Source organism: Actinomycetota bacterium, from assembly GCA_030774015.1.
Lineage (GTDB): Bacteria > Actinomycetota > UBA4738 > UBA4738 > JACQTL01 > JALYLZ01.
In genome coordinates this window covers 1-12,065 of the sequence record JALYLZ010000115.1, presented here as the reverse complement: position 1 = coordinate 12,065, position 12,065 = coordinate 1, and the positions used below count along the sequence as shown (strand labels likewise).

14 protein-coding genes are annotated in these 12,065 nt (G+C 70.2%); 6 read left to right on the top strand and 8 right to left on the bottom strand.

Translation table 11 applies throughout. The annotated features are described in order from the left end of the window. From M3Q23_11315 to M3Q23_11300, 4 genes are all read left to right on the top strand, one after another. On the top strand, positions 1-573 hold a 573-nt coding region (locus tag M3Q23_11315), incomplete at its 5' end, for a menaquinol-cytochrome c reductase cytochrome b subunit (protein ID MDP9342656.1). An 8-nt stretch (positions 574-581) separates the two neighbouring features. Beyond that, on the top strand, positions 582-1,322 hold the full coding sequence (locus M3Q23_11310; protein MDP9342655.1) for a Rieske 2Fe-2S domain-containing protein: 741 nt from the start codon (positions 582-584) through the stop codon (positions 1,320-1,322). Positions 1,323-1,325: 3 nt separating this feature from the next. Further along, positions 1,326-2,033, top strand: a complete 708-nt coding sequence (locus M3Q23_11305; GenBank protein ID MDP9342654.1) for a cytochrome c — start codon at positions 1,326-1,328, stop codon at positions 2,031-2,033. Between the two features lie 10 nt (positions 2,034-2,043). Next, the gene (locus tag M3Q23_11300) at positions 2,044-2,793 is read left to right on the top strand and encodes a hypothetical protein (GenBank protein MDP9342653.1); all 750 of its coding nucleotides are present in this window, start codon (positions 2,044-2,046) and stop codon (positions 2,791-2,793) included. A gap of 100 nt (positions 2,794-2,893) precedes the next feature. On the opposite strand, the gene hemL is transcribed toward M3Q23_11300, so the two are convergent. From hemL to M3Q23_11275, 5 genes are all read right to left on the bottom strand, one after another. Beyond that, complete coding sequence (gene hemL / locus M3Q23_11295; protein MDP9342652.1) at positions 2,894-4,174, bottom strand: glutamate-1-semialdehyde 2,1-aminomutase; 1,281 nt, start codon at positions 4,172-4,174, stop codon at positions 2,894-2,896. Next, positions 4,171-5,430: a glutamyl-tRNA reductase gene (locus M3Q23_11290; protein MDP9342651.1), complete on the bottom strand. Its 1,260-nt coding sequence runs from the start codon at positions 5,428-5,430 to the stop codon at positions 4,171-4,173. The genes hemL and M3Q23_11290 overlap by 4 nt, the downstream gene beginning before the upstream one ends. Before the next feature lie 4 nt (positions 5,431-5,434). Further along, complete coding sequence (locus tag M3Q23_11285) at positions 5,435-6,157, bottom strand: redox-sensing transcriptional repressor Rex (protein ID MDP9342650.1); 723 nt, start codon at positions 6,155-6,157, stop codon at positions 5,435-5,437. A gap of 12 nt (positions 6,158-6,169) precedes the next feature. Beyond that, complete coding sequence (locus tag M3Q23_11280; GenBank protein ID MDP9342649.1) at positions 6,170-7,225, bottom strand: DUF4325 domain-containing protein; 1,056 nt, start codon at positions 7,223-7,225, stop codon at positions 6,170-6,172. A 115-nt stretch (positions 7,226-7,340) separates the two neighbouring features. After that, entirely contained in the window at positions 7,341-7,580 is a 240-nt protein-coding gene (locus tag M3Q23_11275; GenBank protein ID MDP9342648.1) for a glutaredoxin family protein, read from the bottom strand. A gap of 46 nt (positions 7,581-7,626) precedes the next feature. On the opposite strand from M3Q23_11275, the gene M3Q23_11270 reads away from it, so the two are divergent. Beyond that, positions 7,627-8,202, top strand: a complete 576-nt coding sequence (locus tag M3Q23_11270; protein MDP9342647.1) for a sigma-70 family RNA polymerase sigma factor — start codon at positions 7,627-7,629, stop codon at positions 8,200-8,202. 10 nt (positions 8,203-8,212) lie between these two features. Then, positions 8,213-8,956 carry an anti-sigma factor gene (locus M3Q23_11265; GenBank protein ID MDP9342646.1) on the top strand — a complete coding sequence of 248 codons (744 nt, stop codon included), beginning with the start codon at positions 8,213-8,215 and terminating at the stop codon, positions 8,954-8,956. Between the two features lie 7 nt (positions 8,957-8,963). On the opposite strand, the gene M3Q23_11260 is transcribed toward M3Q23_11265, so the two are convergent. The 3 genes from M3Q23_11260 to M3Q23_11250 form a co-directional block, all read right to left on the bottom strand. After that, positions 8,964-11,159, bottom strand: coding sequence for a hypothetical protein (locus M3Q23_11260; protein MDP9342645.1), 2,196 nt, complete (start codon positions 11,157-11,159; stop codon positions 8,964-8,966). An 89-nt stretch (positions 11,160-11,248) separates the two neighbouring features. Beyond that, on the bottom strand, positions 11,249-11,512 hold the full coding sequence (locus M3Q23_11255; protein MDP9342644.1) for a hypothetical protein: 264 nt from the start codon (positions 11,510-11,512) through the stop codon (positions 11,249-11,251). 113 nt (positions 11,513-11,625) lie between these two features. Then, a partial coding sequence (locus tag M3Q23_11250) for a hypothetical protein (protein ID MDP9342643.1) occupies positions 11,626-12,065 on the bottom strand: 440 nt, incomplete at its 5' end.

Here is a 12,065-nt window from a genome sequence, read left to right as displayed (position 1 = left end):
GCGGGGGCCACGGCGCCTGCCGCTGCGCGGCTCGCTCCCCCACCCACCGGCCGGGTCCCGACGCCCCGGCCCGGAGCCCCGGACAAGCACCGCCTGCTGGCGCTGGTTCCGCCCGAGGGCATCCAGCGGGTGGAGCGGGAGCAGGGCGACCGCGTCAACACGTTCCCGCACCTCATGATCGAGGAGTTCGTGGCGCTGCTGCTGGTGTCGGCGCTGCTGCTGCTGTTCTCCACGTTCGTGAACGCGCCGCTGCGGGAGCTGGCCAACCCGAACCTGACGCCGAACCCCTCCAAGGCCCCCTGGTACTTCCTGGGCCTCCAGGAGCTGCTGCGCTACTTCCACCCCATGGTGGCCGGCGTCATGATCCCCACCTTCATCCTGGTCGGGCTGGCGGTGATCCCGTTCGTGGACCGCAACCCCAGCAACCGGCCGGGTGACCGCAAGCTGGCCATCACCCTGTTCACCATGCTGTTCATGTTCGGGGCCACGCTCACGATCGTCGGATGCTTCTTCCGCGGGCCCGGGTTCAACTGGGTGTGGCCATGGAGCCAGGGACTGTTCTTCGAGTTATGACGAGCGTGGTGGCGATCTCGCAGACCGGCATCGCGGTGATGGTGGCCGTGATCGTGGCGGTGCTGTTCCTGGCGCTGCTGTCGATCTCGCTGATCCGGGTCCGGCGGGGCGCCGTGGCCACGGCCATCGGCGAGGGCCCCGCGGAGGGCGGGCCCGTGGCCCCGGCGGCCAAGCCCGGCGTGGCCGTCTCCAGGCGCGACTTCTTCCGGCGATCCCTGGTCACCTCGCTCGCCATCTTCGGGGCCCAGTTCGGCGGCGCCAGCATCGCTTTCCTGTGGCCGAACCTGAAGGGCGGGTTCGGGTCGCTCATCAACCTGGGGTCGGTGAGCGACCTCAAGCAGCAGATCCAGCAGACCAACCAGCCCTTCTACTACGGCGTCGGCAAGGTCTACATCGTCCCCTACACCGGGAACGGGACGGACTCCTCGACCGGCGTCGACTACCAGACAGAAGGCGCGGTCGTCCCCGGGCTCGGGCTGATGGCCCTGTACCAGCGGTGCGTCCACCTTGGATGCCGGGTCCCGTTCTGCCAGCAGTCCCAGTGGTTCGAGTGTCCCTGCCACGGGTCGAAGTACAACAAGGCCGGCGAGTACCAGCTGGGACCGGCCCCCACGGGACTCCAGCGCTTCCCGATCAGCGTGGCCAGCAACCAGCTCATGGTGGACACCTCGACCCTGCTGCCGGGGCCACCGCGAGGGACCGACACCATCCACGAGCCGCCCCAGGGCCCGTTCTGCGTGGGCACGTAGCCGATGGTCGCCAAGTTCTCCTCGCAGGACGCCATCGCGCTGGTCGTCGCGGCCATCGCGCTGGTGCTGTTCTTCACCGCGCTGGCCCTGTCCGCGCGGGGCCGCCGGATCGGCCGGGGGGGCCGTCCCGACATCCCGCCGGCCATGCAGCCCGGCCCGTCCGACGCGGACCTGGAGAAGCCACGCCTGGAGAAGCTCCAGGGGTGGGGGGTGGCGCTGGTCCTGTTCTTCGTGGTGTTCATCCCGCTGGTGTGGCTGAAGGAGCCTGCCGAGAACCTGGCGCAGTCCAAGGCCCTGATCCAGGACTCCATCGGCCGCGGCGCGCTGGAGGTCCAGCTCTACTCGGAGAACAACCAGTCGGGGATCGGGTGCGTTCGCTGCCACGGCGACAACCCGACCCTCGGCGGGGGCCACAACCTGTTCAACGGCGTGCTGGTCACGGTGCCGAACCTGCGGACCGTGTGCGGCAGCACGACGTTCAACCACCCGCAGATCCACAACGTGGTGGACGTACGGAACACGATCATGCAGGGCCGGCCGGGGACGGACATGCCGTCGTGGAGCGTGCGGTTCGCCGGAGCCCTCGACGACCAGCAGATCCAGGACCTCGTCGAGTACATCGTGTCCATCCAGGAGGTCCCGTTCAAGGACAACGTCTGCACCAACGCCAAAGCGCCCGACTACCAGGCCCCCGTGGTGGCGGCGCAATGAGGTCCGGGCGATGAGCGTGGTCGCGGACATCCCCTGTAGCTCCGGGTTCCCCCTCATCCAGTGCCCCTCGGTGGTGGGCTGGATCACCGTGGCCATGGCCTTCGTGATCTTCGTGGGAAGCGTGTACCTGATCCTGGCCGCGGTGTTCGGGCCGCGCATGGGCTACCTGGTCCTGGCGGCCGCCTTCTTCGGATGGATGATCCTGTTCTCGGCGCTGTGGGCGTTCGGGTTCTGGTCCCAGGGGCTGGGGACGCCCACCAATCTGGGCCCCCGGGGAACGGAGCCGCACTGGCAGCCCGTCGCCGCCGGGATCCAGGTGACGTCCTCGACGTATCCCGTGGCCTCGAAGTACCCCAGCGCACCCTGGCAGGAACCCCGCGGCGAGGGCCAGGCCGCCTCGATCGGGACCTTCACGGCAGCGGTGCAGGAGTACCTGGCCAGCCAGGCCAACGCGCAGTTGGCCCAGCAGGGGAAGCCCGCGACGGTCGAGACGACCGACTTCACGGTCAGCAACATCGAGTTCACCACGTCGGGCAAGACGTCACTCGCGGCCGGACGGGCCTACTTCAACGGCGGAGGGCCCGCCCTGACCGTGTTCGCATACCACGACAGCGGGAACGTGCCGATCTATTCGTTCGCGTTCCTGGGAGTCTCGCTCATCGCGTTCCTGATCCACCTGCCGTTCCTGGATCGGGCGGAGCGCAAGCGCAAGGCCGTGCTGACCGGGGGCCGGGCGCCGAGCTGGACCGGGCCGGCCTAGGAGGGAGACGGGATGCTGGCGGCGAGCATGATCGAGTCCGGAAGCGTGCAGTTCATCATCTTCGGCATCATGGTGATCGCGATCTTCGTCACGCTGTTCATCACCATCGCGAAGTAGCTTCCCGGGCGGCCTGCAGCACCTTTTCCACCGCGGCGTCGCCGTGGGCAGTGCCCAGGAACCAGCCCTCGTAGCCCGACGGCGGCAGGTACACCCCGCGCTCCAGCATGGCGTGGAAGAAGCGCGCGTAGGCCTGATGGTCGGCTGAACGGGCGGACTCGTAGCCGCTCACCGGCCCCTCCGAGAAGAACACGGAGAACAGCGAGCCCTCGCGGTTGAGCGTGTGCGGCACGGCGTCGAGCGCCTTCGCGAGCCCCTGGCAGAGCGCTGCCGCCGAGGCCTCGAGGGCGGCGTAGGGATCGAGCCGGTCGATCAGGTCCAGCGCGGCCAGTCCCGCTGCCACCGCCACCGGGTTCCCGGAGAGGGTCCCGGCCTGGTAGACGGGGCCGGACGGGGCCAGGTGTTCCATGACGTCGGACCGCCCGCCGAACGCCGCCAGGGGGAACCCGCCGCCGAGCACCTTGCCAAGGGTGGTGAGATCCGGCGTCACGCCGAACCGTTCCTGGGCGCCCCCCCGGCCCAGGCGGAACCCCGTGATGACCTCGTCGAAGATCAGGAGCGCGCCGGCCCGCGAGCACAGGTCCCGAAGGCCTTCCAGGAAGCCGGCGGCCGGGGGCACGACGCCCATGTTCGCCGCCGCCGGCTCCACGATCACGCAGGCGACGTCCTCGCCTCGCGCGTCGAACACCTCGCCCACGGCGTCCAGCGAGTTGTACGGCGCGACCAGCGTGTCGGCCGCTGCGGCGCCGGTCACCCCGGGCGAGTCCGGCAGCCCGAACGTGGCCACGCCGGAGCCTGCCCGCACCAGCAGCGCGTCGGAGTGCCCGTGGTAGCAGCCCGCGAACTTCACGACGGCTGGGCGGCCGGTGAACCCGCGGGCCAGGCGGATGGCCGACATGCAGGCTTCGGTCCCCGAGCTCACCAGGCGAACCATCTCCACCGAGGGGACCGCCGCGCAGATGCGCTCGGCCATCTCGACCTCGGCCTCCGTGGGCGCGCCGAAGGACGTCCCGCGGGAAGCCGCCTCCGTGGCCGCTCGAACGATCTCCGGCCGGGCGTGCCCGAACAGCAGCGCTCCCCACGACTGCACCAGGTCCACGTAGCGGCGGCCATCGGCGTCCACCAGGTACGCGCCCTCACCCCGGGCCGCGAACACGGGGGTCCCGCCCACCGAACCGAACGCCCGGACCGGGGAGTTCACGCCGCCCGGGATGCGCGCTCGGGCCCGCTCGAACAGCTGCTCGGAACGCGCCCCCGGGGTCACTCCGCGGGCGGCTTCAAGTCGAACAGCTCGGCGAGCCAGCGGGCCCGCAGGTCGCCGGCGTCGTGGAGCTCCTTGGCCCGCACCACCGGCCGGTGCAGCAGCTTCGCCACGATGGCCCGGGTGGCGGCGTCCACCGCCTGGCGATCCTGCTCGGACAAACGGCCGTGGAGCCGTTCCACCTCGGCGGCGCGGATGCGTTCGGCCCGCTCGTAGAGCTGCTGGATGAGCGGGCCGAGCTCCGCGGCGCGCCGCCACGCGCCGAACCGGGCCACCTCGTCCGCCACGATGGTCCACACCCGGTCGACCTCGTCGTCCTCCGGCGACCGGTGGACCACCGACTTCAGGTGGTCGATGTTGGCCAGGCTCACCCCCGGAAGCTCGGCCGCCTCGGGATCGACGTCCCTGGGGACCGCCAGGTCCAGCACGAACAGCGGCCGGCCGTCCCGGTGCGCCATGGCGTTCTGGAGCGATTCCATGTCGATGACCACACCGGCCGCCCCGGTCGCGGACACCACCACGTCCGCCGAGGCGAGCGCCTCGCGCATCCGAGTGAGCGGCCCGTACCGCCCTTCCACGCCGGTTCGGCGGGCCAGCGCCTCCGCCCGCTCGGGACGCCGGGCCAGCACCCGCACCTCGTCGATCCCGCGCTCCCGGAGGTGCCGGACCGCCAGCTCGCTCATCTGGCCGGCCCCCACCACCAGCAGGTGCCGTCCTCGCAGGTCACCGAGGGCCTGCTCCGCCAGGGCCGCCCCCGCCTCGACGAACGCGGCCGGGCTGGCCCCGATGGCCGTCTCGGCCCTGGCCCGGCGGCCCACCCGGATGGCCCGCCGGAACATCGCCCGGAGCACGGAGCCGGTGGCGCTTTCCTCCTCCGCGGCCACGTAGGCCTGGCGGACCTGGGACAGGATCTGGGGCTCCCCGAGCACCATGGAGTCGAGCCCGGCGGCGACCGAGAACAGGTGCTCGACGGCCTGCTCCTCGTAGTGCGAGTACAGGGGCTCGGCGAACTCGGCCGGCGGCACCTCGCGGGAGTCCGACAGGAAGCTCTTCAGGGCCTGGAAGCCACTGTGGTACGCGTCAACCTCCGCGAACACCTCGGCCCGGTTGCAGGTGGACAGGATGACGGCGCCGCGGACGGATTCCTGGCCGGTCAGGTGGTGATAGGCCTTGGGCAGGTCGTCCTTCCCGAAGGCCAAACGCTCCAGCAGCTCGACCGACGCGCGGCGGTAGGAAACCCCGAGGGCGAGGATCGGCACGCCGTCACACCTTGGCCAGGTCCAGGGCGGCGTGGCCCTCGCGGACCGCGGACAGGGCGGCCTTGCGCTGCTCGTAGAACGCCAGGATCTGGAGCTCGATGGACAGATCCACCTTCCGCAAGGACACGTGGGCCGGCGCGGCGATGATGGCCGGGGCGAAGTTCAGGATGGAGCGGACCCCCGCCGCGACCATGCGGTCGGCCACGTCCTGGGCCGCCGCGGCCGGGGTGCACACGATCCCGATGGCCACGTCGTGCTCGCGCACGATCTCGGGGAGGTCGTCGATGTGGCGGATCCGGAGCCCGCTCACCACCTCACCGACCTTCCTGGGATCGGCGTCCACCAGGGCCACGATGCGGAACCCTCGCTCGATGAAGCCGCGATAGTTCGAAAGGGCGTGGCCGAGGTTCCCGACCCCCGCGATCAGCACCGGCCAGTGCTGGGTCAGACCCAGCTCCCGACGGACCTGGTGGATGAGGTAGGCCACGTCGTAGCCCACGCCGCGGGTGCCGTAGGACCCCAGGTGCGACAGGTCCTTGCGGACCTTGGCCGAGTTGACACCGGCCGCCTCGGCCAGGGCCTCCGAGGACACGGTGACCCGGCCCTCCTCGGCCATCTCCACCAGTGCGCGCAGATAGACCGGCAGCCGGCCCACGGTGGCTTCCGGGATGGAGCGCGCTCTCACTCGATTCGGGGGAACGAGGGCACGGTCAGATGCTAGCGCCATTGTGAATCCTTCTCAAATGCGCAAAGCGTCGGGCCCCAGTAACGTTGAAGCTGATCCCCGTCCCACCATCCAGGCCACGGCCGGGGACATGTTGACCGGCACGAGCCGCGTCTCGGGATGCGCCCGGGCCCAGACGCGGAAGAGTTCGTCGACGAAGCCTTGGCCGACTCCTTGGACACCGGCGAAATCCAAGATGACATTGGTGAACCCCTCAAGCCGATTGGCCAGTCGTTTCGCCTCCGACCTGGAGACAAAGTCTCCTCCGGTCTCGAAGAGGCTCACCCTCAGAGACGACTTGTCGAATTCAAGGGTGTCACGCTCGGTGAACGCTGAGAAGACGTCGGTGAGAGTTCCTTTCGAGTCCGTGTCCACCTCGCAGCGGACGAGCGTGCCCCGACGAGGCGGTACATCCCTCACGACCTGGTCCTGGCGGCGATTGGCCACGATCCAACGGAGGGTTCCCGCCTCGAGTTCGAATCGATCGACGGCCTTGGAAGTGAAGAAGATACCCTCCCCACTGTGCCTCGTCGGAGCGGTCGTGCCCTTCCCTTTCGAGAGTTCCTGAATCGCGGCGAAGTCGTCCGGCAGACGCCAGCTCTCCCGGACGTTCCGAAGCGCCCCGATACCGTCGTCGACGATCTCGAATGCGACGTATGCGGGTGGAGTCCACAGCGTCACCTGAACCAGGCGACCGGCCGAATGGTCGATTGCGTTGTTGAGCATCTCGGTGAACGAGTATTCGAGGATAGAGCGGACGTTTGGTCGGAGCCTATCGAGAGCGTGTACTGCGGCCGCGACTTCTTTCCATACTCGGTCCTCTTCCAGACCGACGAGCTCGTATCCTCGAGCAAATTCCGCGTTGCGAATGTATCGGGTTCCCCTGCCTGAACCACGGCGGTCCACTTCGCCGGACTCGAGCATCTGGACGAGGTGGTAGTGCGCCGCCTGGCGGGTGACGCCGGCAGCCTGGGCGAGTTGGCCAGAGGTGAGAGCTTCCTGGCGCGAGAGCATCTGGCGAGCGAGGTTCTTGATTCCTCCCTCGGTCCTCTCTCCTTTACGATTTGCCACTACATTTACCTTTACCTTTTGACGTTTCTGGGACCATTCTAGCCTTAATCGTAAAAACGTCAAGCAGGAACAGCCCTTTCTGGTATTGGGCCGCCCCGAGTCAGTCCGCCCCGAGTCAGTCCGCCCCGAGGAGCCGGGCCAGGGCCTGCCGATCGACGAAGGTCTCGAAGGCCTCCCGGCCGTCGATCTCGACCACCGGCACCCGGAGGCCGTAGCCTCGCTCGAGGCCGTCGTCGCCGTCGATCGTGACCTCCTCGAACTCGAACGGCGTCCGGTCGCGCTGAGCCAGGATGACGCTCCTGGCCTCGTCGCACAGGCCGCACCGGCGGCGGGAGTACATGACCACGCGTGACATGGCCGCCCATGCTATCGGCAGGGACCGGCACGGATAGGCTGGGGACGTGCGCGGGGACGATCTGGACCGGCTGGACCTCGAGCTGCACGAGCGACTTCGCTCTGGCAGCCGGGACGCGTTCGAGGAGCTGTACCGCCGCTACGCCCCGGGCGCGTACGGCCTGGCCCTTCGGGTCACCGGCCAGGACCTCCTGGCCCAGGAGGTGGTCCACGACGCCTTCATGGCCCTGTGGCGGGCCCCGGAGGCGTACGACCCGGCCCGGGGGCCGTTCCGGAGCTTCTTCCTGTCGCTGGTCCACCACCGCGCCGTCGACACGGTCAGGCGGGAGGAACGGCTGCGCCGGCGCACCGAACGGGCCCTGAACCTGACGGACCCCACCGGCGAAGATGTAGCGGAAGGTGTCGTCGAGGAGGCCTGGCTGGCCACTCGCCGCAAGGAGGTCCGCGAGGCCCTGTCGACGCTCCCTCCCGACCAGCGACGGGTGCTGGAGATGGCATATTTCCAGGGCTACACACAGGCTGCGATCGCGGTGGAGCTGGGGATCCCCCTGGGTACCGTGAAGACGCGTACGCTCGCCGCGCTCCGAAAGCTCCGGCGCGCGCTGTCGCACGAGGCGGAATGAGGATGCCGGGTTGATCGAGGACCACGACAGGATCGAGGAGCTGCTGGCGGGCCATGCCATGCACAGCCTGGACGGCGAGGACGCCCGGGAGGTGGACCGGCTGCTCACGGAGCACGTGCCGGGGTGCGCGCGGTGCAGGGAGACGCTGGCCGTGTTCCAGGAGGTGCTGGGCGAGCTGGCCCTGGCCACGTCCCCGGTGGAGCCTCCGGAGCTGCTCCTGGCCCGGCTTCGCTCCGAACTGCGCCAGGAGCCGATCCGCGAGCTCGCGGGTCGCCGGCGGTCGTTCGGCGTGTGGGCGGCCGCCGCGGCGGCCGTGGCGGTGGTCGGGCTGGTGGCGTGGAACAGCGTCCTCGATCAGCGCCTCGGGCACGTCCAGTCCCAGCAGAAGAAGGTCACGAACGTCCTGTCGTTCATGAACCAGCCGGGCTCCAGGGTGGTGGACCTCACCGACGCCCGGCTCACCAGCAGCCGAGTGCTCATGGGCTACCGGCCCCGGGAGACCCGCGTGTTCCTGCTGGGGACCGACGTCCCCGACCCCGACCCCGGCAAGGAGTACCGCCTGTGGCTGGGCCAGGGGGGGCAGTTCACCTTCATCGGCGCGTTCACCCCCGACGACGGCATCGTGGTCCTGCCGCTCTCCTTCGACGCCAGCCGCTACGACCAGATCCTGATCACCGAGGAGTCCACCGACTCGGAGAAGAGTGCCCCCCGCGGCTCCCGCCGGTGGTCCGCGGAGCTGACCCCGGCGGCCTGACCCACTCCTAGGAACTCGCGGGCATCCAGTCCGGATCCTGAACGCCGGGCCGCACGTGATAGAGCAGCGAGAGCCCCGTCCCGTCCGGCCGCACGGTGAACAGGCCGCTCCGGTACCGGGGTGTCGATCCCGCGAACGCGATCCTCGATGCGTCCGGCGACCACGACGGCGACTGAGCCCCGACCAGGGGATCGGTCAGCCGGGTCAGGCCCGTCCCGTCGTCGTTCATCACGTACAGGCCGCTTCCGGCCTGGGTCCACCACACGAACGCGATCCGCGTGCCGTCGGGTGACCATGCAGGGTCGGATTCGCTTCCGGGTAGGGGGACGATGGTCCGGACCGCGCCGGTGGCGACGTCGACGGTGCCGAGGCCGGTCTCGCCGGTGGAGCTGGTGAGCTCGCTCCGTTCGAACAGGATGCTCGATCCGTCCGGTGACCAGGTGGGCCCCGCGACGTAGCTGTCCCCGGTGGTGAGCTGGCGGACCCCGGTCCCGTCGGCGTCCATCACGTAGATCTCGGGGCGGATCCCGTTCGGCCAGCCCACGAAGGCGATCCGCGAGCCGTCCGGCGACCAGGCCGGATCCTGGGCCGCCCCCGGGAACGACGTGAGCCGGGTCTGGTCCGATCCGTCGGCGTTCATGACGTAGATCTCCTCGCCCGGCGGCCCCCGATGGCTGGCGAACGCGATCCTCGAACCATCGGGCGACCAGGCCGGGGAGCCGTTGCCACTGCGCGTCCTGGTGATCAGGGCCAGGCCCGCCCCGTCTGGGCGGATCGTGTAGATCTCGCCGCGCTCCTTGCCGCCGAAGATGGCGTGAGAGGAGACGAATGCGATCAGGCCAGGTAGGGGGGCCGGAGGCTCGAGAACCGGCCCCGTGTTCGGCCGGACCCCGCCGCCAGCGAACCCACCGGCTCCGGCCGGGAGCCACGTGGCGCAGCAGCCGTACACCCCGCCGATGATCCTGGTCATCGCGGTCCCGTCGGCGCCGATCGTGTAGATCACCGGCTCCCCCGCCACGAACAGCAGCTCGCGGCCGTCCGGCGACCACCGCACGCCGCTCGGATCGAGACACGTCCCGTCGCGGCAGGTGCGGATGGTGCGCGTGCGCCCGGTCATCGGATCCACCACCGCGATGACCGGCCGGTCGTACGACGTGGCGAACGCGACGGCCCCGCCGTCCGGCGACCACGCCGCGTCGGCGACCGTGCAGCCCGATTCGGGATCGTCACACGCGCTGAGCGTTCGCACTCCGGAGCCGTCCGCGTTCATCACGTCGAGCGCCACGGTGGGGCCGTTTCGCGCGTACGCCGGGGACCGACTGAACGTGATCCGCGTCCCGTCGGGCGACCAGGCCGGGAACGCGTCGAAGGTGCAACGGGCGCCGGTGTGGCGGTCGCACGCGGCGTTGGTCAGCCTCCGCACGGTCGTCCCGTCGGACGCCGCCACGTAGATCGAGCTGGGGGGAGGTCCGCCGAGCCCCGGGAAGTTCGCCATCTGCTCGTTGGAGAACGCGAGGTCCCTGCCATCGGGGGACCACAGCGGCCGGGTCAGGCCCTGCCAGCAGCGAGGGAACGAGCAGATCGTGATCCGGCCGGTGCCGTCGGCGTTCATCACCTCGACCGTGGACACCGGGAGACCGCCGTGCGGGCCCCGCCGGCTGTCCACCACGAAGGCCAGGCGGACGCCGTCGGGTGACCACGCGAGGTCGCGGACCTCGCACGGGACCTGCGCGCACGCGAGGACCCGATCGGGGTAGAGGCCATTCGGGTCGGAGACGAAGACGCCGGCTCGGATCCGGACGCGCCCGTCGGAATCCCCGGAGGAGGACGTACGAACGAACGCCGCCCTGGAGCCGTCGGGGGACCACGCCGGATCCTGCTCGGCGCCGAGGGTGTCGGTAAGGTCCCGGACGTTCGTGCCATCCGGGTCGACGGCGAACAGGTCCCGGTTGTCCACCCCCAGGCCACTGTGCGGCCCGGTGCCGACGAACACGATGGGCCCGTTCGGCCGAAGGCCGGGGGCGAGCGAGCCGATCGAGCCAGACGGCGACGACACCATGAATCCCGCTCCCGCCACGATCAGCACCAGGGAGGCGACGCCGAGGCGCCGGCCGGCGCGAGGCTCACCCGAAGGCCGAGGGGAACGTCCGCCTGGCGATCGGCGGTAATCCTGGATTCGTGCCCGGTCCATCAGGTCGGCCATGGCCCCGCCCCGGCGGCGCTGGTGCGGTCGGCCGGGTCCGGCGATCCTACTGCCGGCCGGCCCTTCAGGGAACGGCCGGCTCCGGGTGATCAGCCGGTCGGCGTCGGCGACGGTGACGACGAGGGCAGGGTCTCGGGCTTGCCCTGAAGGGCGTCGAGGCAGCCCTGCACGGCGTACGGACGCGCTTTCACGTCGAAGTTGTCCCGGGCGAACGCCGCCGCCACGGCCGCCGGGTCCGTGGCGGTGCTTCCCACCTGCTTGGCCACCTCGTCGGGTGACTTGCCGGTGCACGCCTGGTACCCGAGGTCGTAGGCGTTGGCGGGGAGTCCGCCGTGGGGAAGCAACTGGATCACGCTTCTGGTCGGGCTCCCGCTGCCGGTGGGACCGCTTGAGGACTTCCCGCATGCCACCAGGGCGAGGGACGAGGCGAGGATCGCGACGGCCGTTTGGAGCGATCTCCGCACGGTCACAGTTGGATCGCACCCTTGGCGGCCAGGAAAACGCCGACACCCACGATCACGGCGGCGCTGGCCAACGATACCCACCGCAGGAATGTACCGGAGAGACGCCGGGACACCGCCTCCCGAGCCCGCAGGGCCAGGATCCCCACGGCCACGAGGGCCCCGGCCAATCCGACGCTGAACGCCACGATCAGCGAAAGCCCGAACCCCGCCCGGTGGGCGGACACCGTTGAGACCAGGACCACCAGAGCAGTTGGGGACGGAAGGATCCCGCCCGCGACAGCCAGGCCAGCCAGGCTCTTGCGGGACAGCGGCCGGTCCAGGTCCGGGAGCTCGTGCGAATGTCCGTGTCCGCGGCCGTGGTCGTGGTCGTGGTTGTGCGGATGGCCGTTCGCAGCTACGCCGAAGGGGTCGTGAGGCCGGCCGGGGGTTCCTCGTGGTGGGT